This is a genomic window from Neisseria maigaei (assembly GCF_958267405.1).
Classification (GTDB): domain Bacteria; phylum Pseudomonadota; class Gammaproteobacteria; order Burkholderiales; family Neisseriaceae; genus Neisseria; species Neisseria bergeri.
In genome coordinates this window covers 13,725-36,082 of the sequence record NZ_CATQFT010000013.1, presented here as the reverse complement: position 1 = coordinate 36,082, position 22,358 = coordinate 13,725, and the positions used below count along the sequence as shown (strand labels likewise).

General features: G+C 55.2%; 25 protein-coding genes, 1 tRNA gene, 1 pseudogene and 1 riboswitch. Of the genes and pseudogenes, 8 read left to right on the top strand and 19 right to left on the bottom strand.

From position 1 onward, the window contains the following. Positions 1–153 precede the first annotated feature (153 nt). From Q3O06_RS04645 to ubiG, 11 genes are all read right to left on the bottom strand, one after another. The gene (locus Q3O06_RS04645) at positions 154–810 is read right to left on the bottom strand and encodes a TIGR01621 family pseudouridine synthase (protein WP_301817905.1); all 657 of its coding nucleotides are present in this window, start codon (positions 808–810) and stop codon (positions 154–156) included. A gap of 35 nt (positions 811–845) precedes the next feature. Beyond that, positions 846–1,358 carry a pantetheine-phosphate adenylyltransferase gene (gene coaD, locus Q3O06_RS04640; RefSeq protein WP_301817904.1) on the bottom strand — a complete coding sequence of 171 codons (513 nt, stop codon included), beginning with the start codon at positions 1,356–1,358 and terminating at the stop codon, positions 846–848. A gap of 126 nt (positions 1,359–1,484) precedes the next feature. After that, positions 1,485–2,168, bottom strand: a complete 684-nt coding sequence (locus Q3O06_RS04635) for a Bax inhibitor-1/YccA family protein (RefSeq protein ID WP_301817903.1) — start codon at positions 2,166–2,168, stop codon at positions 1,485–1,487. A gap of 157 nt (positions 2,169–2,325) precedes the next feature. Next, complete coding sequence (locus Q3O06_RS04630) at positions 2,326–2,592, bottom strand: oxidative damage protection protein (RefSeq protein WP_002223157.1); 267 nt, start codon at positions 2,590–2,592, stop codon at positions 2,326–2,328. A gap of 74 nt (positions 2,593–2,666) precedes the next feature. Continuing rightward, a complete protein-coding gene (gene rlmH / locus Q3O06_RS04625; RefSeq protein WP_301817902.1) occupies positions 2,667–3,137 on the bottom strand; it encodes a 23S rRNA (pseudouridine(1915)-N(3))-methyltransferase RlmH in 471 nt (156 codons plus the stop codon). 53 nt (positions 3,138–3,190) lie between these two features. Continuing rightward, complete coding sequence (gene rsfS, locus Q3O06_RS04620; RefSeq protein WP_002246503.1) at positions 3,191–3,577, bottom strand: ribosome silencing factor; 387 nt, start codon at positions 3,575–3,577, stop codon at positions 3,191–3,193. A 58-nt stretch (positions 3,578–3,635) separates the two neighbouring features. Then, entirely contained in the window at positions 3,636–4,241 is a 606-nt protein-coding gene (gene nadD, locus Q3O06_RS04615) for a nicotinate-nucleotide adenylyltransferase (RefSeq protein ID WP_301817901.1), read from the bottom strand. Next, a complete protein-coding gene (locus tag Q3O06_RS04610) occupies positions 4,238–4,837 on the bottom strand; it encodes a beta-class carbonic anhydrase (protein WP_003677311.1) in 600 nt (199 codons plus the stop codon). The genes nadD and Q3O06_RS04610 overlap by 4 nt, the downstream gene beginning before the upstream one ends. Before the next feature lie 28 nt (positions 4,838–4,865). Then, positions 4,866–6,407, bottom strand: coding sequence for an ABC transporter permease (locus Q3O06_RS04605; RefSeq protein WP_301817900.1), 1,542 nt, complete (start codon positions 6,405–6,407; stop codon positions 4,866–4,868). Positions 6,408–6,641: 234 nt separating this feature from the next. Further along, a complete protein-coding gene (gene thrB / locus Q3O06_RS04600) occupies positions 6,642–7,559 on the bottom strand; it encodes a homoserine kinase (protein ID WP_301817899.1) in 918 nt (305 codons plus the stop codon). 36 nt (positions 7,560–7,595) lie between these two features. Then, on the bottom strand, positions 7,596–8,324 hold the full coding sequence (ubiG, locus tag Q3O06_RS04595) for a bifunctional 2-polyprenyl-6-hydroxyphenol methylase/3-demethylubiquinol 3-O-methyltransferase UbiG (RefSeq protein WP_301817906.1): 729 nt from the start codon (positions 8,322–8,324) through the stop codon (positions 7,596–7,598). Between the two features lie 167 nt (positions 8,325–8,491). On the opposite strand from ubiG, the gene Q3O06_RS04590 reads away from it, so the two are divergent. From Q3O06_RS04590 to Q3O06_RS04575, 4 genes are all read left to right on the top strand, one after another. Continuing rightward, complete coding sequence (locus Q3O06_RS04590) at positions 8,492–9,733, top strand: aromatic amino acid transporter (RefSeq protein ID WP_301817898.1); 1,242 nt, start codon at positions 8,492–8,494, stop codon at positions 9,731–9,733. A gap of 132 nt (positions 9,734–9,865) precedes the next feature. Next, a complete protein-coding gene (gene gmhB, locus Q3O06_RS04585; protein WP_301817897.1) occupies positions 9,866–10,429 on the top strand; it encodes a D-glycero-beta-D-manno-heptose 1,7-bisphosphate 7-phosphatase in 564 nt (187 codons plus the stop codon). Between the two features lie 28 nt (positions 10,430–10,457). Next, positions 10,458–11,201, top strand: coding sequence for a lysophospholipid acyltransferase family protein (locus tag Q3O06_RS04580; protein WP_002221698.1), 744 nt, complete (start codon positions 10,458–10,460; stop codon positions 11,199–11,201). Further along, positions 11,198–11,890 carry a YgjP family zinc-dependent metalloprotease gene (locus Q3O06_RS04575; protein ID WP_301817896.1) on the top strand — a complete coding sequence of 231 codons (693 nt, stop codon included), beginning with the start codon at positions 11,198–11,200 and terminating at the stop codon, positions 11,888–11,890. Before Q3O06_RS04580 ends, Q3O06_RS04575 begins: the two co-directional genes overlap by 4 nt. A 116-nt stretch (positions 11,891–12,006) precedes the next feature. On the opposite strand, the gene Q3O06_RS04570 is transcribed toward Q3O06_RS04575, so the two are convergent. The 3 genes and pseudogenes from Q3O06_RS04570 to thiC form a co-directional block, all read right to left on the bottom strand. Then, entirely contained in the window at positions 12,007–12,312 is a 306-nt protein-coding gene (locus Q3O06_RS04570; protein ID WP_301817895.1) for a hypothetical protein, read from the bottom strand. Positions 12,313–12,367: 55 nt separating this feature from the next. Further along, positions 12,368–12,577: pseudogene (locus Q3O06_RS04565) on the bottom strand (IS110 family transposase); the annotation flags it as partial. A 466-nt stretch (positions 12,578–13,043) separates the two neighbouring features. Next, positions 13,044–14,945: a phosphomethylpyrimidine synthase ThiC gene (gene thiC / locus Q3O06_RS04560; protein WP_301817894.1), complete on the bottom strand. Its 1,902-nt coding sequence runs from the start codon at positions 14,943–14,945 to the stop codon at positions 13,044–13,046. A 90-nt stretch (positions 14,946–15,035) separates the two neighbouring features. Beyond that, positions 15,036–15,135, bottom strand: a riboswitch (TPP riboswitch). 149 nt (positions 15,136–15,284) lie between these two features. Between thiC and Q3O06_RS04555 the strand changes: the two genes are divergently transcribed. From Q3O06_RS04555 to Q3O06_RS04545, 3 genes are all read left to right on the top strand, one after another. After that, a tRNA-Met gene (locus Q3O06_RS04555) sits at positions 15,285–15,361 on the top strand. Positions 15,362–15,542: 181 nt separating this feature from the next. Beyond that, entirely contained in the window at positions 15,543–16,418 is an 876-nt protein-coding gene (locus tag Q3O06_RS04550) for an NUDIX hydrolase (RefSeq protein ID WP_301817893.1), read from the top strand. Positions 16,419–16,426: 8 nt separating this feature from the next. Next, entirely contained in the window at positions 16,427–17,365 is a 939-nt protein-coding gene (locus tag Q3O06_RS04545) for an ABC transporter ATP-binding protein (RefSeq protein WP_301817892.1), read from the top strand. Between the two features lie 120 nt (positions 17,366–17,485). Here Q3O06_RS04545 and ptsP read toward each other — a convergent pair whose 3' ends face one another. The 5 genes from ptsP to Q3O06_RS04520 all read right to left on the bottom strand — a co-directional run bounded on the left by ptsP (position 17,486) and on the right by Q3O06_RS04520 (position 21,573). Then, entirely contained in the window at positions 17,486–19,261 is a 1,776-nt protein-coding gene (ptsP, locus tag Q3O06_RS04540; protein ID WP_301817891.1) for a phosphoenolpyruvate--protein phosphotransferase, read from the bottom strand. Then, positions 19,261–19,530 (bottom strand): HPr family phosphocarrier protein, encoded by a 270-nt coding sequence (locus tag Q3O06_RS04535; protein WP_017629087.1) that lies wholly within the window; start codon positions 19,528–19,530, stop codon positions 19,261–19,263. The genes ptsP and Q3O06_RS04535 overlap by 1 nt, the downstream gene beginning before the upstream one ends. A gap of 68 nt (positions 19,531–19,598) precedes the next feature. Then, a complete protein-coding gene (locus tag Q3O06_RS04530; RefSeq protein WP_301817890.1) occupies positions 19,599–20,036 on the bottom strand; it encodes a PTS sugar transporter subunit IIA in 438 nt (145 codons plus the stop codon). An 80-nt stretch (positions 20,037–20,116) separates the two neighbouring features. Further along, positions 20,117–20,680, bottom strand: a complete 564-nt coding sequence (locus Q3O06_RS04525; protein ID WP_301817889.1) for a hypoxanthine-guanine phosphoribosyltransferase — start codon at positions 20,678–20,680, stop codon at positions 20,117–20,119. A 68-nt stretch (positions 20,681–20,748) separates the two neighbouring features. Continuing rightward, positions 20,749–21,573 (bottom strand): DNA ligase, encoded by an 825-nt coding sequence (locus Q3O06_RS04520; RefSeq protein WP_301817887.1) that lies wholly within the window; start codon positions 21,571–21,573, stop codon positions 20,749–20,751. A 90-nt stretch (positions 21,574–21,663) separates the two neighbouring features. Here Q3O06_RS04520 and Q3O06_RS04515 point away from each other — a divergent pair, with 90 nt between their 5' ends. Beyond that, positions 21,664–22,296 carry an MBL fold metallo-hydrolase gene (locus Q3O06_RS04515; RefSeq protein WP_301817886.1) on the top strand — a complete coding sequence of 211 codons (633 nt, stop codon included), beginning with the start codon at positions 21,664–21,666 and terminating at the stop codon, positions 22,294–22,296. The last annotated feature ends 62 nt before the right edge of the window (positions 22,297–22,358 follow it).

Genomic DNA, 22,358 nt, shown 5'->3' with positions numbered 1-22,358 from the left:
TTCCCGACATTCTGTGCTATACTTTCCAGTTCGTTCGCCGCTTCGGCAGCAGCGAAGAACCGAACTATACGCCCACAGGGGAAAACGGTCAATACTTTTCTGAAGAAATTTCTCTAAAAATATTTATCTATTTGTTTATAAATTTAATTTATATCAGTCAATTTTATTTTCCATGCAGAATTCTTCCAGTGCCCGATGAATATTTTCAGTCTGCCATTCGTTTTTTAAGGGTGCAACAATTTCGATTTGTCGGTTTTGGTAGGCAAATTGTATTCTCCATGCATACAGAAACATGGTTTCGGATTCTGTTCCGCCGTATAAGCTGTCGCCTAGAATCGGACTGCCCAAACTTTTCATCGCCACTCTCAATTGGTGCGTTTTGCCCGTATGGGGCTCAAGGATGAACAGCCGCAGTTTTTCGGCGACACTGATGCTGTGGAATCGGGTAACGGCAATATTTTCCATATTGTGCGTCAGCTTCCACATCCCGCGCCTGGATTTTTCCATGCCGCCTTTTATCCATCCTTGTTTTTTGGACGGTTTGCGGTCGGACAAAGCCAAATAGGTTTTCTTCATTTTCCTTTCGGCAAACTGTGCAGCAAGAACAGCGGCACTTTGGGGATTAAGGGCAAACAGCAATATGCCTCCGGTCTGCTTGTCCAACCTGTGCAGCAACCATACCTTTTCTACGCCCAACTGTGCCGCAAGTGTTGCCGTCAGACTGACTTCGCCGTCGGAACGGTGGACGGATATGCCTTGAGGTTTATTGATGGCGACAAAATCTTGGTGTCTGAATAAGATTTCCCACATATTTGAACCTGAATATATTTGACAGAAGCTTTCTGTCAGGCATTGTTGTGATGTTCTGCAATCATTTTTTGGTACACGGCCGGCGGCACATATCTTTTGACGGTTTCCATCCAGCCGTCAGGCCCGACCAATCCTTTGACCATGGTTGATGACACTTCGGCAATTTCGCGCGGCGGCATGAGGAATACGGTGGATATTTCGGGTGCGAGGTCGCTGTTGATATGGCGCATGGAACGTTCGTATTCGTAATCCGAAGCAGAACGTATGCCGCGCACGATGAATCCTGCCTGCACTTCGCGGGCGTAATGCACCAAAAACCGGTTTTCAAACACTTCAATTCTGACGTTTGGGAAGTTGTCGGTAATGGCGCACAACATATCCTGCCTTTCAGCGACGGTATAGGTGTTGCGTTTGTCGGGATTGATGCCGATAGCGACGATGAGTTCGTCAAACATAGATTGCGCCTGCCGTATCATCCACAGATGCCCCAATGTGGGCGGATCGAAACTGCCGGCATAAACGGCTCGGCGCGGTGTATTCGGTAACATATGATTCCTTCCGACAGCATGGTCGGCCGTATATTGATGAATGTGTATCCGTATTGTATGCCCAAAACAAAATGCCGTCTGAAATAACTTTTCAGACGGCATGGTTCGGATGGCGTTTTACTGATATCAATCATCACCGTTTAGAGACAATAGGATATGCAACAAGCCGCTGAATATATTGTATAAGGAGATGAAAATGGTTAATGCCGCGCTGATGTGGCTGTCTTCTCCGCCGTCGATGACGGTGCGCACCTGCCACATAATCATTAAGGAACTGAACAAGACAAAACCTGCCGAAATGGTCAGGGCAAGTGCAGGGATGCCTAAGAACAGATTGGCAACCACGGCGACCATCAGAATGACTGCACCTACGGTCAGGAAACGTCCGAGCGCGTTCATATCGAGCCGGGTCCGGCGTGCCAAGGCGGACATCGTTAAAAAGACGGCGGCGGTCATCGCGGCGGCAATGCCGACGATTTTCGCACCGTCGGCAATATGAAGCGCGTATTGCAGCACGGGGCCGATCAATACGCCCATACCGAATGTGAATACCATCAGCAAGGCAACGCCGGTATTGCTGTAACGGTTTTTCTCGATGAAGTGGATCATACCGTAGAAAAACGCCAACACGACGGCAAATCCTATCCAGCGCGAACCGAAGGCGGCGTAAAAATTGAAACCGGCATTGGCAGCAAGCACTGCGCCTGCGGCAGCCGGAATGAAAGAAAATCCGAGCAGGCGGTAGGTTTTCTGCAGGACGGTGTTTTTAGAAACCGTATGCGCGGTGTAGTCGTAAACGTCGTGTTGCATATCATCTGCTCCTGAAAGCGCGGTTGGAAATAACGGGGGATTTTAACATTGCCCAATGTCAAAATTTGTCCGGTTGCGTGAAGATAAAGTTGTCCGGCGTATTTTAAAGGCCGTCTGAAGCAGGTTCGGACAGCCTGTGTTCAAAACGGAAAACCGTTTATTGCGGAACATACCCCTGAACGGCATCCGCGCCGTCGCCGAAGAAATACTGCTCCATCTGCTGCGCCAGATATTCGCGCGCGCGCGGATCGGCAAGGCTTAAGCGGTTTTCGTTAATCAGCATGGTTTGGTGGCGCGTCCACGCCATCCATGCTTCTTGCGATACGTTTTCAAAAATGCGCTTGCCCAATTCGTTGGGAAGCGGTGGAAATTTCATGCCTTCGGCTTCTTTGTTGAGCTTAACGCAGAATACCATGCGTGCCATAGCGGATTCCTTTGCTGTGTGTTCAGAAATAACGGGGTGATTTTAACCGATTAGGGGTGCGGGCAAAAGCCTTCTTATTCCCGATGATAAGGATGGTTATGCAGGATGGAAACGGCCCGGTAGAGCTGCTCGGTCAGAAGGACGCGCACCATGCCGTGCGGCAGGGTGAGGCTGGACAGGCGCATCATCATGCGGGCTTGTTGTTTGAGGCGGTCGGTCATGCCGTCCGCGCCGCCGATGACGAAGCAGACGTGCTCGCCGTTTTGCTGCCAGCTTTTGAGGTGTTCCGCCAGCTCGACGGAGGTCGGTGCTTTGCCGCGTTCGTCAAGAACGACGAGGAACGCGCCTTGCGGTATGGCTTCGAGGATGCGTTTTTCTTCTGCCGCCATACCTTGGGCGGCATTCACGCCCGCGCCGCGTTTTTCGGGTTTGATTTCTTTGAGTGCATAGGCGATGTCGCGTCCGAAGCGTTTGGCGTATTCGGCGACGGCCTCATCAACCCAGCGCGGCATTTTGGTGCCGACTGCCAAAACGGTAATGTTCAATGCTTTCTCCCTTACAGGAAAATGCCGTCTGAACATTCAGACGGCATCGGGAATCAGTCTGCCGCGTGCCACGGCTTCTGCATTCCGGCGTGGAAACTCGGTTTTTCGCCACCCCAGAGGGTGTCGATGTCGTAGAAGTCGCGCACGGCAGGGAGCATGACGTGGACGACGAGGTCGCCTGCATCAACCAACGTCCATTCGCCGCTGTCGCCTTCGGTACTGAGGATTTCAAAACCGGCTTCTTTCAAATCGACGGCAACGTTGTTGGCCAATGCTTTGACTTGGCGCGTACTGTCGCCGCTGGCGATAATCATTCTGGCAAACAGCGAAGTTTTGTCTTGCGTTTCGAGAACGGAAATGTCTTTGGCTTTGATGTCTTCGAGGGCGTTGACGGCCACCTCGACCATTTTTTGCAGGTCTTGCAGTTCTTGTTCGTTCATTATGTTCCTAACGGGATGTTTTCAGACGGCATTATAGCCGTTCCTTACTGATTTGACTTTATTTTTCGTACAGCCGGTGTTCTCGGATATAACAGGCAGCGGCAGGCGGGATGCCGTCTGAAACACCGGCGGCACTCAGGTTGCGGCGGATTTCCGTTGACGACATATTATGCATCGGGGCGGACAAGATGCGGACGCTGCCGTCCTGAAGCGCATTGCCCAGCCACGCGTGCAGTTCGCGCGGGGTTTGGTGCAGGCTGTCGCCCTGCCGCATGGCGACGGCGATATTGGTTTCGCGCACGAGCATCTGCCATTTTTTCCATGTGTGCAGCTTCATCAGGCTGTCGCTGCCCATCAGCCACCAAAGTTGTGCGGACGGGAACTGCTGGCGGAAGATTTGTACGGTGTCGAAGGTGTAAGTCGTGCCTTCTCGGACGATGTCGCAGTCGCTGACGGCAAAACGCGCGTCTTCTGCCGTCGCCAGTTCGACCATGGCAAGGCGGTCCGCGGCGGAAGCGGAGGCGGCATCTTTGTGATACGGGCCGCCTGCCGGCAGGAAAACAACCGTGTCCAACCCGATTTCATCGGCAAAGGCACGGGCGATATGAAGATGCCCGTTGTGTATCGGGTCGAAAGTGCCGCCGAACAGTCCGATTTTCTTCATGATGTTTCCATTCCTTCCGATAAGTCCATGCCGTCTGAAACACTGCCGTCCACAATCAGGGTCAGTTTGCCGGTAACGGGATGGATGACCAATCCGTGAACGGCAATATGGCGCGGCATCAACGGATGGCGGCGGATGAGTTCGACCGTATGGCGCACGCTGTCTTCGACGTTGTCGAAACCGGTCAGCCAGCCGTCGAGGTCGACACCTGCATAACGCAGGGTTTCGATACGGTCGTCGGGAATATTGCTTTCATGCACCTTACTGAGAAAGCCGGCCGCATTCAATCCCTGCATACCGCAATCGTGATGGGAGATGACCATGATTTCTTTGACTTTCAGTTCAAACACGGCAACCAGCAGGCTCCTCATTACCGAACCCCACGGATGCGCAACCAGCGCACCTGCATTTTTAATCAGTTTGGCATCGCCGTTCCTCAACCCCAAAGCATTGGGCAGCAGCTCGATAATCCGCGCATCCATGCAGGACAAAATCGCCAACTCCCTGCCCGGGTATTTATCGGTAAAATATTTCTCATATTCGCCTGACTCGACAAACTTCTGATTATAGGAAAGGATTTCGCTCAACTCGCTCATTTTGCCGTCCTCTGAAAAAGGGTTCACATTATAACGTTTCCGTCTGTTTTCCGCCTTCACCGTTGTCCAACAGCAGGAAAATGCACACCGCAAATGCCGACAACAGCAATGTCAACACCATTGCCCGCGCATAATTGTCCTCACCCGCACGCCCCAAATAGGCGTAAATCAGCGTCGTCAGCGTCTGCCACTCGGGGCGCGACAGGAACAAGGTTGCCGCAAATTCGCCCACACACGTCGCCGCCGCCAAGGTCAGCCCGCGCCGCAACGCCGGTTTCAAGAGGGGGAGCGTAATACGGTATGCCGTCTGAAAGCCGTTTGCGCCCAACCCCGCCGCCGCCCTGCCGTAATCCGGCGGCAGTGCATCCCAGGCAGATAAAACATCTTTTGCCACAAACGGATAAGCCAGCAGCGCATACATCGCCAGCAGCAACGGCAACGAAGCCGTCCACTGCGGATAAAGCAGCAGCACGCCTGCCGAAACACAAACCGGCGACACCATAAACGGCAAAAACATCAGCCCGCGCATCCACGCCGACCGCCGCGCCGCCGCCGCATACATGACACCCAATACCGCCGCTGAAAATACCGCCGCCGCCGAGAAGCGCAAAGTATTCCACACCGCCTGCCAAGTTTCGCGTTCCGCCAACACCTGCCAAGATTCTCCCGCAGAACAGGTCTTTACCACGACCGCAGCCAACGGGAACAGGCAGCATATGCCCAACACCGCCGCCGCAAACGCCAACAGCACATATTCCCAGACCGACTGCGGTTCAGACGGCATCACAGGAGAAACCGCCTTATCCGAACCCGCGCGTCTGCCGAACCACGCATACAGCAATCCCGCCGCCGCCGTTACCCCCAACACCAGCCACACCAGTGCCGAAGCCCCCGCCATATCGAGTTCGAACATAACCAATTGGTAAATTTCCACTTCGACCGTGGCATAACGGCTGCCGCCCAGCAGCAGCGCCAGCCCGAACCCCGAAAAACAATACAGAAAGACAAGGCACACGCCGCCGGCAAGCCACGGGCGCAAAACGGGCATTTCAATGTCCCAAAACCGCCGCCACGCCCCCGCGCCCAACGTCCGTGCCGTCTGAAGCCGTGCCGCAGGCACTTGCACAAACCCCTGATACGCCGCCCTGACCAGCACGGGCAGGTTGAAAAACACATTGCCGTACAACAACAGATACGGCGTATCCTGCCAGCCGCGCCACAACAGGCCGTCCGCCCCGAACAGAGCCAGCACGCCCACGCCCGCCACCAGCGTCGGCATCACGAAAGGCAGCATCAGCAGGCGCAGCACGAAAGTCCGCCCCGGGAACGCCAGCCGCGCCAGCACCCACGCGACAGGTACGCCCAAGGGAAGCACCAAGATACAGGTTGCCGCCGCCTGAAACACCGTCCACGCCAAACGTTTGAGCATATAGGCATCCGACAGCACCGCGCCCCATGCCAAACCGTCATATGCCGCCATCGCCCACAAAGGTGCAAGCACCATCACGGTCAAAAAACACAGGGGCGGCAGCGTAACCAATCCGACAACCGCCCAACGCCGCATATCCATCCGTTTTCCCATTTCAAAACATAATGGCTGGATTGTACCCAAAGCCGATCAAAAATGACTGCACAATTTTATCCGTCCGCTGAAATTCAGCATCGGACAGCAGCGCGGGTGCGTAACAAAGCAGCCGAAACCGGTACGCCGAACCGGAAAACATCCGGAAAACATATTCAAACCCGAAACAAAATGCCGTCTGAAACCCTTTCAGACGGCATTTCTGTCAAACGCCGGACGCACTCAATCCAAACTCAACAGCAGGTTGCGGAACGCGTTCGGGTCTTTGATAAACGTCATCTCGCCCTCCTGCGGAAAATGAAAATCCAACAGGCGCGACACCCAAAAACGGATGCAGCCGGCGCGTTGGGCGGTCGGGAAATACGCCTTTTCTTCGGTACTCAAGGGGCGTACGCCCTCATAACCGCCGATAAACGCCTTTTTCAACGCCTCATCCAACTTATTGTCCGCCGTCCTTGCCCAATCGTTGACCGCAATCGCCAAGTCATACATAAAATTGCCCCGGCAGGCGTAATAGAAATCGATGAAGCCCGATACCTGACCGCCGTCAAGCAACACATTGTCTTTAAACAAATCGGCGTGGATGATGCCCGAAGGCAGATGATTGCCGAGATTGTCCTTCAGCGCATCGATTTCGGAACACAGCAGCGCGGCATCGGCTTGCGACAGGACAGGCAGCAGTCGGGCGCACGCCTCCGTCCACCACGCATCGTAACGCGGGTTTTCCATTTCCAAAGGGAAATCGGCGGCGGCAAGGTGCATTTTGGCCAGCATCGCACCGGTATGGAAACACTGCTCCGCCGTCGGCAGCGCAGTATCCGAACCTTTCAGGCAGGCAACCAGACAGGCGGGCTTGCCCGCCAAAACGGAATCAAGCCGGCCGTCTTTGCGCGCAACCGGCGCGGCAACCGCCACGCCCTTCATACTCAAATGCCGGTTAAGCTCCAGAAAAAACGGCAACTCTTCCTGTTTCAACACTTCAAACACGGTCAGCACATAACGTCCCGAAGTCGTCGTCAGAAAATAATTGCTGTTGGTAATCCCCTGCGCGATACCCTGCAGGGAAACAAATTCCCCCAAATCGTAACCGCTCAGGAAGCCGCGCATTTCATCATCGGAAACACTGGTATAGACAGACATATCAACTCACTTGCTCAAAAACGGGCAAACCCGCCGTCAGAACGCCGGACGGCAGGCAAACATATAATTCACATCGGTCGAATCGCACAGGGCATAAGTTTGCGACAACACATGGTAAGTCATACCCTTCGTATCCGCCACATCCAAGCCCGCCTGACGGCACATCCGCGCCAGCTCGGCAGGCGCGATGAATTTTTTCCAGTCGTGCGTGCCTTTGGGGACAAACTTCAACAGATATTCCGCCGCCACAATCAGATGCAGGTACGATTTCGGGTTTTTATTGATGGTGGAAAAAAACACCATGCCGTCCGGCTTGACCAGCTTGGCACAAGCACGCACGATGGCGGCGGGATCGGGGACGTGTTCCATCATTTCCATGCACGTTACCACATCGAACGAGTGAGGCTCCGCCTCGGCAAGGTCTTCCACGCGGATACATTCGTATTCGATATCGGTGACATTGTTCAAAGCCGCGTGCAGGCGGGCGGTTTCCAGCGACTGCTCCGCCATATCAATGCCTTTGACAAACGCCGCGCCGCGCCGCGCCATACTTTCCGCCAGGATGCCGCCGCCGCAGCCCACGTCCAAAACCCGTTTGCCGCGCAAATTTGCGTGTCCGTCGATATAATCCAGCCTCAGCGGATTGATGTCGTGCAAGGACTTGAATTCGCCCGACTTGTCCCACCATTTGTCGGCAATCCGGCTGAACTTGGCAATTTCCTCTGCGTCCACATTATATTTTCTGTCAGACATCCTGCCTCCCATCATTCAAAAACACGGCGGCGTCCGCCGTTGCCCAAAAGGGAAAAGATTATACTATGGAACGTCATGCCGTCTGAACAGACTTTCAGACGGCATGACTGCAAACACCTTACAGCCCCCCGCACTTTACGGCATAATGGCGGCCACGCTTTTCGTCAGAAAGATAAAATATGTCAACCAAAACCCCTTCCCTGTTCGGCGGCGCGATGATTATCGCCGGCACGGTCATCGGCGCAGGTATGCTCGCCAACCCCACCGCCACCTCCGGCGTATGGTTTACCGGCTCGCTGGCCGTGTTGCTGTACACCTGGTTTTCCATGCTCTCCAGCGGCCTGATGATTTTGGAAGTCAACACCCACTATCCCCACGGCGCAAGTTTCGACACCATGGTCAAAGACCTGCTCGGACGGAGCTGGAACATCATCAACGGCATCGCCGTCGCCTTCGTTTTATACCTGCTTACTTACGCTTATATCTTCGTCGGCGGCGACCTGACCGCCAAAGGGCTGGGCAGCGCGGCAGGCGGAGAAATTTCGCTCACCGTCGGCCAACTCGTCTTCTTCGGCATCCTCGCCTTTTGCGTATGGGCATCCGCACGCTTGGTCGACCGCTTCACCAGCGTCCTCATCGGCGGCATGGTATTAACCTTTATTTGGGCAACCGGCAGCCTAATTGCCGATGCCAAAATGCCTGTCTTATTTGACACCCAAGCCCCTACCGGCACCAACTACTGGATTTATGTCGCCACCGCCCTGCCCGTCTGCCTCGCTTCCTTCGGCTTCCACGGCAACGTCTCCAGCCTGCTTAAATACTTTAAAGGCGACGCGCCCAAAGTGGCGAAATCTATCTGGACGGGCACACTGATTGCGCTGGTAATTTACGTCCTCTGGCAAATCGCCATCCAAGGCAACCTGCCGCGCAACGAGTTCGCCCCCGTCATCGCCGCCGAAGGGCAAGTCTCCGTCCTGATTGAAACCCTGTCCAAATTCGCCCAAACCGGCAATATGGATAAAATATTGTCCCTGTTTTCCTACATGGCAATCGCCACCTCGTTTTTAGGCGTAACCTTAGGTCTGTTCGACTACATCGCCGACATCTTCAAATGGAACGACAGCATCTCCGGCCGCACCAAAACCGCCGCGCTGACCTTCCTGCCGCCTCTAATTTCCTGCCTGCTCTTCCCTACCGGCTTCGTTACTGCCATCGGCTACGTCGGCCTGGCAGCAACCATCTGGACAGGCATCATCCCCGCTATGCTGCTCTACCGTTCACGCAAAAAATTCGGCGCAGGTAAAACCTATAAAGTTTACGGCGGCTTGTGGCTGATGGTTTGTGTCTTCCTTTTCGGCATCGTCAACATCGCCGCACAGGTATTGAGCCAAATGGAACTCGTCCCCGTATTTAAAGGATAAAGGCAAAATGCCGTCTGAAGCCCGCCGGCGGCTTCAGACGGCATTGCCTCGTTATCGCGCAGCACAGGCGCATTTCCACCGATATTTCAGTATAATGCCACCCCCGACCTGCCCCAATCCAAAGGAAACGCGATGAAACTCATCATTCTCGACCGCGACGGCGTCATCAACCGGGACCGCGACGACTTCGTCAAATCCGTTGACGAGTGGATACCTATCGAAGGCAGCATGGATGCGGTGGCATTCCTGACGCAGGCAGGCTGCACCGTTGCCGTTGCCACCAACCAATCCGGCATCGGCCGCAAATATTTTACCGTTCAAGACCTCACCGAAATGCATGCCAAAATGCACCGCCTCATCCGTCAGGCGGGCGGCGAAATCAACGGCATCTGGTTCTGCCCGCACACCGATGCCGACAACTGCAACTGCCGCAAGCCCAAACCGGGTATGATTGAAGACATCATCGGACGCTTCAACGCCCAAGCCTCGGAAACCTGGCTGGTCGGCGACAGCCTGCGCGATTTGCAGGCAATCGATGCCGTCGGCGGCAAACCCGCGCTGGTTCTGACCGGAAAAGGCAAAAAAACGCTCTCCCAACACGGACACGAATTGCCCGAACACACACAGGTTTTCGATACCCTGCTCGATTTCTCACAATACATCATACAGGAAAACGCCGCACCGCAAGCCGACTGAACATACCGCATTCCGACAAGGCAAAACCATGCTCATCATCCGCAACCTGATTTACTGGCTGATACTCTGTTCCACCCTGATTTTCCTCTTTCCCTTTATGCTGCTCGCCTCGCCTTTCCGGGACGGGGCGCACAAGATGGCGCGGGTCTGGGTCAAAATCCTCAACCTCTCGCTCAAACACATCGTCGGGCTCAAATACCGCATCATCGGCGCGGAAAACATCCCCGACCGCCCCGCCGTCATCTGCGCCAAACACCAAAGCGGCTGGGAAACGCTTGCCCTTCAGGACATTTTTCCGCCGCAGGTTTACGTTGCCAAACGCGAGTTGTTCAAAATCCCCTTTTTCGGCTGGGGCTTGAAACTGGTCAAAACCATAGGCATAGACCGCAACAACCGCCGCGAAGCCAACGAGCAGCTCATAAAACAGGGGTTGGCGCGCAAAAACGAAGGCTATTGGATTACCATTTTCCCCGAAGGCACGCGCCTTGCGCCCGGAAAACGCGGCAAATACAAACTCGGCGGCGCGCGCATGGCGAAAATGTTTGAGATGGACATCGTCCCCGTCGCCCTCAACAGCGGCGAATTTTGGCCGAAAAACTCCTTTCTGAAATATCCGGGGGAAATCACCGTCGTCATCTGTCCGACCATCCCGCACGCAAGCGGCAGCGAAGCCGAATTGATGGAAAAATGCGAACACCTCATCGAAACGCAGCAGCCGCTCATTTCCGGCGCAGGCCCGTTTGCCGCCAAAATGCCGTCTGAAACCGCATGACCGCCTTTGTCTACACCCTTTCAGACGGCATGGAACTGACCGTCGAAATCAAGCGCCGTGCCAAGAAAAACCTGATTATCCGCCCCGCCGGCACACATACCGTCCGCATCAGCGTCCCACCCTGCTTCTCCGTCTCCGCTCTAAACCGCTGGCTGTATGAAAACGAAGCCGTCCTGCGGCAAACACTGGCGAAAACACCGCCGCCGCAAACTGCCGAAAACCGGCTGCCCGAACATATCTGGTTCCACGGCAGACAGCTTGCCCTCACCGCCCATCAAGACACGCAAATCCTACTGATGCCGTCTGAAATCCGCGTTCCCGAAGACACGCACGACAAACAGGCAGCACTGTTGGCAACCTTTCTGAAACGGCAGGCTCAAAGCTACCTGCTTCCCCGCCTCGAACACCACGCCCGCACCACACAACTGTTCCCCGCCTCCTCCTCGCTGACCTCTGCCAAAACCTTCTGGGGCGTGTGCCGCAAAACCACAGGCATACGCCTCAACTGGCGGCTGGTCGGCGCACCGGAATACGTTGCCGACTATGTCTGCATACACGAACTCTGCCACCTCGCCCACGCCGACCACAGCCGCGCGTTCTGGGCGCTGACCCGCTGCTTCGCACCCTACGCAGACGAAGCCAAGCAATGGCTCAAAGACCGCGGCAGGGAACTTTTCGCCTTGGGTTGACGCTGCCGGGCCGGCCCGCCGCTTTCAGACGGCATCCGTGTCATCCGCCGCGTTTCATTTCACACCGCCCTTCCGAAACCCGAAACCTGCCCGGTCCGACGTGCGGTATGAAACGCTTAAGCTGGCGCGAAGTCTTTTACTGATTTGCCCGCAAAAATGCCGTCTGAAAGGTTTTCGGACGGCATTTTTTGCGTTTTCCGGGATGGCGGCGGATTCATAAAAAGCGGGCAGAGTGGGTTGTAGGATGGGTTGAGGCCTGCCAAATCCGCCGCATCCGCCAAATCTACCGCCGTCATTCCCACGAAAGTGGGAATCCAGGATTCAGGGCCGGAGAAACCTTTTTTCCCGATAAGTTTCCGTGCCGACCAGTCTGGATTCCCGCCTGCGCGGGAATGACGGTTCGGGTATTTCTGACGATTCATCGAGCCGTAGCAACTGTATTTTTCACCCCGTCGGGCAAAAATACTAAAACTCAAATCAAGCCGTCCGGATACCGTTTTCGGCGGTATCGTTTTCGACAAAATAATCACTCATCCGGACATTCAATATCGTCAGCAGTTTGCGCATACATGCCGTAACGGCAACCTTATACGGCTTACCCTTGGACAGCAGGCGTTGGTAGAAATCCCGAATAAGCGGTTCAAAACGTGTCGCTACCACGGTAGCCATATACAGCACCTTACGCATTTATCCTGCGCCTGCCGATATGCCGTCATTCCCGCGCAGGCGGGAATCTAGTTTTGTCGGTGCGGAAACTTATCGGATAAAACGGTTTCTCCAACCCCGAGTCTTAGATTCCCACTTTCGTGGGAATGACGGGATGTGTTTTTTTGTGTGGATTTGAACCGTTGAGGGTGGCGCGGGATGGGTGGAATGACGACATATAAGTTTCCGTGCGGACGGGCCTGGATTCCCGCCTGCGCGGGAATGACGGCGGAAAGATTCTATTTTTCCCGATAATCGCCCACAATCTCAAATTCCTTCATTCTCTCAAAAACAAAATCAGAACCCTAAATCCCATCATCCCCATCTATGTGAATATAAAAATTTTAAAAATTACTTTAATTATCGGTTGTTTAATCATTTTCACAAGCGAAAGAATGCCGTCTGAAACCCGACATCCGGTTTTCAGACAGCATTTTTTGCTTGATGTTTAACTGTAAATCTTCGCGCCTTTTTTGACGAACTCGACCGCTTTTTCTTCCATACCCTGCCGTTGGGCTTTTTGCTTGTCGGCGTAGTCGCGCACTTCCTGCGTGATTTTCATCGAGCAGAATTTGGGGCCGCACATCGAGCAGAAGTGGGCGATTTTCGCGCCTTCGGCGGGCAGGGTTTCGTCGTGGAAGCTTTCGGCGCGTTCGGGGTCGAGGCTGAGGCGGAATTGGTCGCGCCAGCGGAACTCGAAACGCGCCTTGCTCAGGGCGTTGTCGCGCAACTGTGCGCCCGGCCAGCCTTTGGCGAGGTCGGCGGCGTGGGCGGCGAGTTTGTAGGTGATGATGCCGGTGCGCACATCTTCTTTGTCGGGCAGCCCCAAATGCTCTTTGGGGGTAACGTAACAAAGCATCGCCGTGCCGTACCAGCCGATATTGGCCGCGCCTATGCCCGAGGTGATGTGGTCGTAGCCGGGGGCGATGTCGGTAACGAGCGGGCCGAGGGTGTAAAACGGTGCTTCAAAGCAGTGTTGCAGCTCTTCGGTCATATTTTCTTTGACGCGTTGCAGCGGTACATGGCCGGGACCTTCGATCATCACTTGTACGTCGTGTTCCCACGCTTTGGCGGTCAATTCGCCCAAGGTGTGCAGCTCGGCAAATTGGGATTCGTCGTTGGCATCGGCAATGCAGCCGGGGCGCAGGCCGTCGCCGAGGCTGAACGATACGTCGTAGGCTTTCATAATTTCGCAGATTTCGTCGAAATGCGTGTAGAGGAAGTTTTCTTTGTGGTGGGCGAGACACCATTTCGCCATAATCGAACCCCCGCGCGATACGATACCGGTGAGGCGGTTGGCGGTCATCGGTACATAGCGCAGCAACACGCCCGCGTGTATGGTGAAATAGTCCACTCCTTGCTCCGCCTGTTCGATTAAAGTGTCGCGGAACAAATCCCAAGTCAGGTCTTCGGCAATGCCGCCGGTTTTTTCCAAAGCCTGATAGATGGGCACTGTGCCGATGGGGACGGGCGCGTTGCGGATAATCCATTCGCGCGTCTCGTGGATGTGCGCACCGGTGGACAAATCCATAATCGTATCCGCGCCCCAACGCAGCGACCACACCATTTTTTCGACTTCTTCGGTCAGGCTGGAAGTGACGGCGGAGTTGCCCAAATTGCCGTTGATTTTGACTCGGAAGTTGCGGCCGATAATCATCGGTTCGAGTTCGGGGTGGTTGATGTTGGCGGGGATAATCGCGCGTCCGGCGGCGATTTCTTGGCGTACAAATTCGGGCGTGATTTGGTCGGGACGGGTCGGGATGTTCGCGCCGAAACTTTGTCCTGCATGCTGTTTCAAGAGCTTGGCGTATTCCGGTTTTTGGGACAATTCGTCTAATTTTAAACGTTCGCGTATGGCGACAAACTCCATTTCGGGCGTGATAATGCCTTGGCGCGCGTAGTGAAGCTGGGTTACATTGCGGCCGCTTTTCGCGCGGCGCGGACGGGTGATTTGGTTGAAACGCAGATGGGCGGTTTGCGGGTCGTGCGCGCGTTCAATGCCGTATTCGCTGGAGAGCTTGGGCAGGATTTCGGTATCGCCGCGTTCGTCCAGCCACGCCGTGCGGATGTGCGGCAAGCCTTGTTTCAGGTCGATGTGTGCCGCCGGGTCGCCGTACACGCCGCTGGTGTCATAAACGGGAATCGGCGGATTGGCTTCCGTACCTTGCGCCGTGTAAGTGTCGTCCTGACGGATTTCGCGCAAAGGCACGCGGATGTCGTCGCGGCTGCCTTGCAGATACACGCGTTCGGAGTTCGGATATTTGAAGCGGATGCCGATGTCTTCGCTCAAGTCGGCAAGCTCGCGCGCTTCGTTGCCGGAAGTTTTGGCAGTTTTTTTTGGCGTAGTCATAAAAAATGCTCCTGTTTTCTCGTTTAGAATAAAGAAACAGGAGCGTTTTGCGTTTTCAGACGGCATTTGAAAACCAATGCCGTCTGAAAGGCAGAATCCGTGAAAACTCCCCACGCAGGTATTATCCCGATCGGGTGTAAAGGGTATTTCTCAGCCGCCTGAACATCAGGCAGCACCCCTGTTTCAATGTTAACCAAAATTAAATCACGAACATGAACTTTTGTAAAGAAAATAATATTTCAAATCAGGCATAAACCGCCGGACGGCAAAATTTTATGATTTTTCGCGGAAGTAATGTTTGACAACATAAAAAATCTACCGTATAGTTTCATCTTCTGACGCGGGATGGAGCAGCATGGTAGCTCGTCGGGCTCATAACCCGAAGGTCGTAGGTTCGAATCCTGCTCCCGCAACCAAATATCAAACCCCTCGGTTCAATGCCGAGGGGTTTTGTTTTGCCTGTTTCCTGCTACCTCCGTTTTTTGCCGGATTTTCCTTCCTGCCGCAATATCGGAACGGCAGACCGCCGTCTGTTTGCGGTTGCAAATTCAGGCGGTTTGGCTACAATCTTCCGCATTATGTTCAAGAAAGCCGACTATGCCGACCGTCCGTTTTACCGAATCCGTCAGCAAACACGACCTTGATGCCCTGTTCGAGTGGGCAAAAGCAAGTTACGGTGCAGAAAGTTGCTGGAAAACACTGTATCTGAACGGTCTGCCTTTGGGAAATCTGTCACAGGAATGGGCGGAGCGCGTTAAGACAGACTGGAGGGCAGGCTGCTCGGAGTCTTCAGACGGCATTTTTCTGAATGCGGACGGCTGGTCAGATATGGGCGGCCGCTTGCAGCACCTCGCCCGCACATGGAACAAGGCGGGGCTGCTTCACGGATGGCGCAACGAGTGTTTCGACCTGACCGACGACGCTGGCAATATCTTGTTCGCACTCGAACGCGCCGCTTTCCGTCCGTTCGGACTGCTCAGCCGCGCCGTCCATCTCAACGGTCTGACCGAATCGGACGGCCGATGGCATTTCTGGATAGGCAGGCGCAGTCCGCACAAAGCAGTCGATCCCGACAAACTCGACAATACTGCCGCCGGCGGTGTTTCCGGCGGCGAAGTGCCGTCTGAAGCCGTGTGCCGTGAAAGCAGCGAAGAAGCCAGTTTGGATAAAATGCTGTTTCCGCTCATCCGTCCGGTATCTCGGCTGCACAGCCTGCGCCCCGTCAGCCGGGGTGTCCACAATGAAATCCTGTATGTATTCGATGCCGTCCTGCCCGAAACCTTCCTGCCTGAAAATCAGGACGGTGAGGTGGCGTGTTTTGAGAAAATGGACATCGGCAGCCTGGTTGCCGCCATGTTGTCGGGAAACATGATGCACGACGCGCAACTGGTTACGCTGGACGCGTTTTGCCGTTACGGTCTGATTGATGCCGCCCATCCGCTGTCCGAGTGGCTGGACGGCATACGTTTATAGGATGCGCCATGCTTGAACTGAACGGACTCTGCAAACGCTTCGGCGATAAAACCGTCGCCGACAACATCTGCCTGACTGTCGGGCGCGGCAAAATACTCGCCGTTTTGGGGCGGTCGGGATGCGGAAAATCCACCCTGCTGAATATGATTGCGGGGATTGTCCGGACGGACGGCGGCGAAATATGGCTGAACGGGGAAAACATTACCCGTATGCCGCCCGAAAAACGCCGTATTTCGCTGATGTTTCAAGATTACGCGCTGTTTCCCCATATGAGTGCGCTGGAAAATGCGGCATTCGGTTTGAAAATGCAAAAAATGCCGAAAGCCAAAGCCGAACGCCTCGCCTTGTCGGCACTTGCCGAAGTCGGACTGGAAAACGAGGTGCACCGCAAGCCTGAAAAACTTTCCGGAGGCGAGAAGCAACGGTTGGCACTGGCGCGCGCTTTGGTTGTCCGCCCTTCCCTGCTGTTGCTGGACGAATCGTTTTCCAGTTTGGACACGCATTTGCGCGACCGGCTGCGCCGCATGACTGCCGAACGTATCCGAAACGGCGGCATCCCTGCCGTTTTGGTAACGCATTCGCCCGAAGAGGCCTGCACGGCGGCGGACGAAATCGCCGTGATGCATGAAGGGAGGATTCTACAATACGGCACGCCCGAAACATTGGTCAAAACACCATCCTGCGTGCAGGTCGCCCGACTGATGGGTCTGCCCAACACCGACGATGACCGCCATATCCCGCAAAATGCGGTGCGTTTCGACCAAGACGGCATGGAGTGCCGCGTATTATCCCGTACCTGTTTGCCCGAATCGTTCAGCCTGTCCGTCCTCCATCCGAAACACGGCATCCTGTGGCTGAACCTCGATATGCCGCACGCCGGTGAAATATCGGGAAACGATACGGTACGCATCCATATCGAAGACAAGGAAATCGTCCGTTTCCGTTGATGCTTCCTTAAAAACAAAATGCCGTCTGAAAAACCTTTCAGACGGCATTTCTTGACCAAAGCAGCTGTATTTTTTTAAGGGCGTTATTTGACTGCAATCCGCTCACATTGTCAACAATATTTATTTCCGCCCCTTGACTTCGGCTTCTTCCTCGACCGACACGCTGTTGATCTGTTTGATCAGCTTTTCCGACTTCTCTTCGTCTTCGCAGCGGATGACTTTCGCAATATCGTTTTCGAGCTGTCCGGCATTGCTGTGCAGAATGATGTTTTTGACGGGCAGGATGTTGTTTGGATTCATCGAAAAACGGCGCAGCCCCATACCCAATAAAACGCGGGTAAACGCCGTGTCGCCCGCCATTTCGCCGCACACGGACACGTCTTTTTCCATACGGTTGGCGGTACGGATGACGTGTTGCAGCATTTTCAACACGGAAGGATGGCCGGGCTGGTAGAGGTGGCTGACGCTGTCGTCGCCGCGATCGACTGACAGAATATATTGGATCAAATCGTTGGTGCCGACGGAGATGAAATCGACCAGTTTCAAAATGCTGCCGACGGTCAGCGCGGCAGACGGAATTTCAATCATGCAGCCGATGCCAACTTCGCCGAAGGCATCGCCGCGTTCGGCAAGCTGGCGGCGGGCGGTGTCCAAATGAATCAGGCACTGGCGCACTTCGGATACGGAGGTAATCATCGGCCACATCATGCGGACGGGGCCGTGTACCGCCGCACGGAGGATGGCGCGCATCTGGGTGCGGAACATGACCGGTTCGGCAAGGCACAGGCGGATGCCGGTCATGCCCAGCGCGGGGTTGAGGCTGCCGTTGGGCGTGCTGTTTTTCCCGAACCAGCGCGGATTCTTGTCCACACCCAAATCGACTGTCCGTATCGTTACGCTTTTGCCCTTCATTTTTTTGACAATCGCGCTGTACACTTCGTACTGCTCGTCTTCAGACGGCATCGTATCGCGGTTCAGGTAAAGAAACTCGCTGCGGAACAGCCCGATGCCGTCTGCGCCGAGGTTGTGCAGCGGTTTCACGTCTTCGGCGGATTCTATATTGCCCACAAGCTCGATGCAGACCCCGTCGGCGGTGGCGGCGGCGGTTTTTTTGAGCTTGTTCAACTCGCGTTTGTGGCTGCGGTATTCGCGGGCGCGGCGGCGGTATTCGTCCAAGACGGTTTCATCGGGCGCGATAATCAGGATGCCGTTGATGCCGTCCACGATGACTGTTTCGCCTTCGGTAATCAGTTTGCGCGCGTTGTGCAGCCCGACGACGGACGGGATGTCCAAGCTCCTGCCCAAAATCGCCGTATGCCCGGTGGGGCCGCCGGCATCGGTAACGAAGGCGGCAATGCGCTGCTCTTTAAACAAAACCGTGTCGGCGGGCGAAAGGTCGTTTGCAATCAGCACGGTTTCGTCAAACAGGTTGTCGGCAACCTCCAACTCGTTGCCCTGCCCGATCAGGTTGTTGTGGATGCGGCGGACGACTTGCAGCATATCCTGCTTGCGTTCGCGCAAATAGGCATCGTCCATATTGTCGAATTGGGCGGCGAGTTTGTCGCTCTGCTGCTTCAATGCCCACTCGGCGTTGATTTTTTGTTCCCTTAAAATATCGACGGGTTCGCGCGACAAGGTAACATCGGTCAAGAGCATCAGGTGCAGCGAGATGAACGCGCCCAACTCGGTCGGGGCGTTTTCGGGAATCGCGCTGCGGAGCTGTTCCAACTCTTTGCGCGTGGCTTTGACGGCGGCATCGAAACGTTCGGCTTCGGCATCGGTGTCCGCCTCCGCGACATCATACTGCGGCACTTCCTCCGTGCCGCGCGCAATCAGGTGGGCGCAACCGACGGCAATGCCTTTGCCCGCCGCCACGCCGTGCAGCACGATACTCATTATTCTCCCTCGCCGAAGTAGTCGTTGATTAAGTCGGTCAGGGCGCGCATCGCTTCCGCCTCGTCCGCGCCGTCCGTCTCCAGTTCGATGACCGTACCCTTGGCGGCTGCGAGCATCATCAGCCCCATAATGCTTTTGCCGTTGACGCGGCTGCCGTTTTTCGTAACCCAGACTTCGCTTTTGAATTGGGACGCGGTTTGGGTGAACTTGCTGGACGCGCGGGCGTGGAGTCCGAGTTTGTTGATGATTTCGATGGATTGTTTGAGCATTTCGGTTCCCGTGTTATGTATATCGGCAGCAGACGCCGTTTAAAATGTTTTCCTGCCCTGCCGCTTCTTCAGACGGCATCGCCGCTGCGCCGGCACACCAAATCTTCGGGCGCGGACGTGATGGCGAAAATGCCCTTTACCGCCGCTTCCCTGACACTCTCGGTGAAGGCGGCAAGGTCTTCCGCCGCCGGCGAATATTGGACGGCCTTAATCATCATCGGCGCGTTCAGCCCAGTCAAAATCGCCGATTTGCTTTCGCGCACGAGCCGGCGGGCGGCATTGCAGGGGGTCGCGCCGAAGATGTCGGTCATAATCAATACGCCGTGGTTTTCAGGAAACTCTTGCAGCGCGGCAATGGCGTTGTTGATGATGTCGTCTTGGTCTTCCGTCGGCTGCACGCCGAGTATGCGGACGTTTTCAGGCAGCCCGCCCGGAAAAAAATGATGTGCCAGCTTGCGGTAGGCTTCGCCTATGGTTTCGTGTGTGATGATTAAAAGCCCTATCATATTATGCGTCCTGTTCCTCGTTGTCCTGCCGGCATATGGGCGCAATGCCGTCTGAAAGGCCTTCAGACGGCATTGCATCCTTATTTTCCGCCCAATGCGTAAATCTCGCCCAAATTGCGCCAGCAGCCTGCCGCATCCATACCGTAACCGAAAACATAACGGTTCGGCACATCCAGTCCGACATAATCGGCTCGGATAGGCTTGGGTTTGTCAATCAGCTTGTTGGCGAACACCGCCGAACGGCAGCTTGCCGCCCCCATTTCCAAAAGTTTGGCTTGAATGGCGGACATCGTATGCCCTTCGTCCAAAATATCGTCCAACACGACCACGTGCCTGCCCCGGATTTGTTCCGCATCGGGCATACGCTTCCAGTTGAACGCACCACCCTCCAGCTTGTCGCCGTAACGGGAAACGTGAACATAATCAAAATCTAACGGAAAGCGCAACAGCGGCAACAACTGGCCCGTAAACACCACCGCCCCGCCCATCACGGGCAGGAGCAACGGATATCTGCCGCCCAAATCGCGCGTAATCTCATCCGCCACTTTTTGCAGCGCGGCGCGGCATTGCCCTTGGTCGAACAAAAGTTCGGCGTTTTCAAGCATCGCCTGTGTTTCAAGGCGTTTGGTTTCTAAATCGGTCATATGTCGGAATCGGTCGGTAAAAGGAAAATTATAAACCAAAGTATCGGCTGCCGTCCGAACCGTCCTGCTCAACGGTCGGTACGCGCGCGCACGAAGGTGGCGAATTTCGGCGTGCCTTTCCGCGTAAAGCCACGGTAGCGGTAGGTAATCAGCGTGCCGATTTTGGGCGGGTTGTCGCGGTCTTTGTCTTTGAAACCGCTGCCAATGCGGAATTCGCCGTGCCGGTTTTTGCAGCCGACCGCGCCCAACCGTCCGGCGTTTCTCCCTTTGCCCTCATAGTGCCGCGTTACCGTGCATTCGTCGTCGTATTGGCTTTTCAGCTTCAACAAATGCCCACTTCTACCCGATTCATAACCCGAATCGGGATGGCGCAACATCACGCCTTCGCCGCCCTGCGCTTCGATTTGTTTCAAAAAATCCATCGCGTACCGCCGGTCGCGCACTTTGGTTTGCGGGATGATGGTAATCGGCGCGTTCGGATGCGTTTTCAGCCATTGCGTTGCGGCTGCCAAACGTTGGTAGAGGTTGCCCTGAGCCTTGGGTACGTCGAAAACGTGCAGGCGGATACCGCGCCAGTCTGAAGAAGCAGAACGCACGGTAGCGGAAATCTGCTCGAACTGACCGCGTCCGCTGTACAATTCGCCGTCCAAAGGATAAGGCGGAAACTGCGCGGTAAAACCTTTGGGCGGCGTAAACGCATAGCCCTGACGGCTCATCAGGTGCTTTCCGTCCCAATAGGCGCGCACGCCGTCGAGTTTCTCGCTCATCGCCCAGCCTGCAATCTCTTGGTCTTTGTATTCCTGCGCCAGCATCAAATCCGCCGCGCCTGCCGATGCATGGATGAAAACCGCCGTAAAAATCGGTATGATGCCGCCGATTATCTTCTTAATCACCTGATTCCCCCAATATCCAAACAGGCGGCAAACCGCCATAAAACAAACGGCAAACCCGATGCCGTCTGAAAACCGTTTAGGAACACGCCGATGACCCTACGTTACGAAATCCTCCCCGTTACCCCCTTCCGCCAAAACTGCACCCTGATTTGGGACGACGAAAGTGGCGAAGCCGTCCTGACCGATGTCGGCGGCGACGTGCCGTTCCTGCTGCAAGCGTTGGCAAACCGCAAACTTACGCTCACGGCAATCTGGCTGACGCACGGCCATCTCGATCATGCAGGCGGCGTGGTCGAGATGCTGAAAACGCGTAACGTTCCCGTCCTCGGACCTCATCCGGACGATGAATTCCTGCTCCAATCGCTGCCGCAAACCACCGCGCAATACGGATTTCCCGTCTCGCCCGCATTTTCGCCGAACCGTTGGCTCGAAGAAGGCGAAACGCTCACGGTCGGACGCTATGCCTTTCAAGTGCTGCATATTCCGGGGCACACGCCCGGACACGTGGTTTTCTATTGCGCCGAAGCAGAGCTGCTGACTGCGGGCGACGTGCTGTTTTACGAAACCATAGGCAGGACCGATTTTCCGCGCGGCAACCACGCCGACTTAATCAACAATATCCGCAACAAATTATTCGCTCTCCCCGAAACCGTGCAAGTTGTCGCCGGACACGGGCGTATGACTTCCATCGGACACGAAAAGCGGCACAATCCGTTTTTCTAACCGCTTTCACTACGGTCTTCAGACGGCATCATCTGCACTGATGCCGTCTGAAACACATCCGC

Bases quoted from the DNA above. Each gene is read 5' to 3' on its own strand.
- Q3O06_RS04645 (WP_301817905.1), bottom strand. From the start codon at position 810: ATGTGGGAAATCTTATTCAGACACCAAGATTTTGTCGCCATCAATAAA.
- coaD (WP_301817904.1), bottom strand. From the start codon at position 1,358: ATGTTACCGAATACACCGCGCCGAGCCGTTTATGCCGGCAGTTTCGAT.
- Q3O06_RS04635 (WP_301817903.1), bottom strand. From the start codon at position 2,168: ATGCAACACGACGTTTACGACTACACCGCGCATACGGTTTCTAAAAAC.
- Q3O06_RS04630 (WP_002223157.1), bottom strand. From the start codon at position 2,592: ATGGCACGCATGGTATTCTGCGTTAAGCTCAACAAAGAAGCCGAAGGC.
- rsfS (WP_002246503.1), bottom strand. From the start codon at position 3,577: ATGAACGAACAAGAACTGCAAGACCTGCAAAAAATGGTCGAGGTGGCC.
- nadD (WP_301817901.1), bottom strand. From the start codon at position 4,241: ATGAAGAAAATCGGACTGTTCGGCGGCACTTTCGACCCGATACACAAC.
- Q3O06_RS04610 (WP_003677311.1), bottom strand. From the start codon at position 4,837: ATGAGCGAGTTGAGCGAAATCCTTTCCTATAATCAGAAGTTTGTCGAG.
- Q3O06_RS04605 (WP_301817900.1), bottom strand. From the start codon at position 6,407: ATGGATATGCGGCGTTGGGCGGTTGTCGGATTGGTTACGCTGCCGCCC.
- thrB (WP_301817899.1), bottom strand. From the start codon at position 7,559: ATGTCTGTCTATACCAGTGTTTCCGATGATGAAATGCGCGGCTTCCTG.
- ubiG (WP_301817906.1), bottom strand. From the start codon at position 8,324: ATGGGAGGCAGGATGTCTGACAGAAAATATAATGTGGACGCAGAGGAA.
- Q3O06_RS04590 (WP_301817898.1), top strand. From the start codon at position 8,492: ATGTCAACCAAAACCCCTTCCCTGTTCGGCGGCGCGATGATTATCGCC.
- gmhB (WP_301817897.1), top strand. From the start codon at position 9,866: ATGAAACTCATCATTCTCGACCGCGACGGCGTCATCAACCGGGACCGC.
- Q3O06_RS04580 (WP_002221698.1), top strand. From the start codon at position 10,458: ATGCTCATCATCCGCAACCTGATTTACTGGCTGATACTCTGTTCCACC.
- Q3O06_RS04575 (WP_301817896.1), top strand. From the start codon at position 11,198: ATGACCGCCTTTGTCTACACCCTTTCAGACGGCATGGAACTGACCGTC.
- Q3O06_RS04570 (WP_301817895.1), bottom strand. From the start codon at position 12,312: ATGAATCGTCAGAAATACCCGAACCGTCATTCCCGCGCAGGCGGGAAT.
- thiC (WP_301817894.1), bottom strand. From the start codon at position 14,945: ATGACTACGCCAAAAAAAACTGCCAAAACTTCCGGCAACGAAGCGCGC.
- Q3O06_RS04550 (WP_301817893.1), top strand. From the start codon at position 15,543: ATGCCGACCGTCCGTTTTACCGAATCCGTCAGCAAACACGACCTTGAT.
- Q3O06_RS04545 (WP_301817892.1), top strand. From the start codon at position 16,427: ATGCTTGAACTGAACGGACTCTGCAAACGCTTCGGCGATAAAACCGTC.
- ptsP (WP_301817891.1), bottom strand. From the start codon at position 19,261: ATGAGTATCGTGCTGCACGGCGTGGCGGCGGGCAAAGGCATTGCCGTC.
- Q3O06_RS04535 (WP_017629087.1), bottom strand. From the start codon at position 19,530: ATGCTCAAACAATCCATCGAAATCATCAACAAACTCGGACTCCACGCC.
- Q3O06_RS04530 (WP_301817890.1), bottom strand. From the start codon at position 20,036: ATGATAGGGCTTTTAATCATCACACACGAAACCATAGGCGAAGCCTAC.
- Q3O06_RS04525 (WP_301817889.1), bottom strand. From the start codon at position 20,680: ATGACCGATTTAGAAACCAAACGCCTTGAAACACAGGCGATGCTTGAA.
- Q3O06_RS04515 (WP_301817886.1), top strand. From the start codon at position 21,664: ATGACCCTACGTTACGAAATCCTCCCCGTTACCCCCTTCCGCCAAAAC.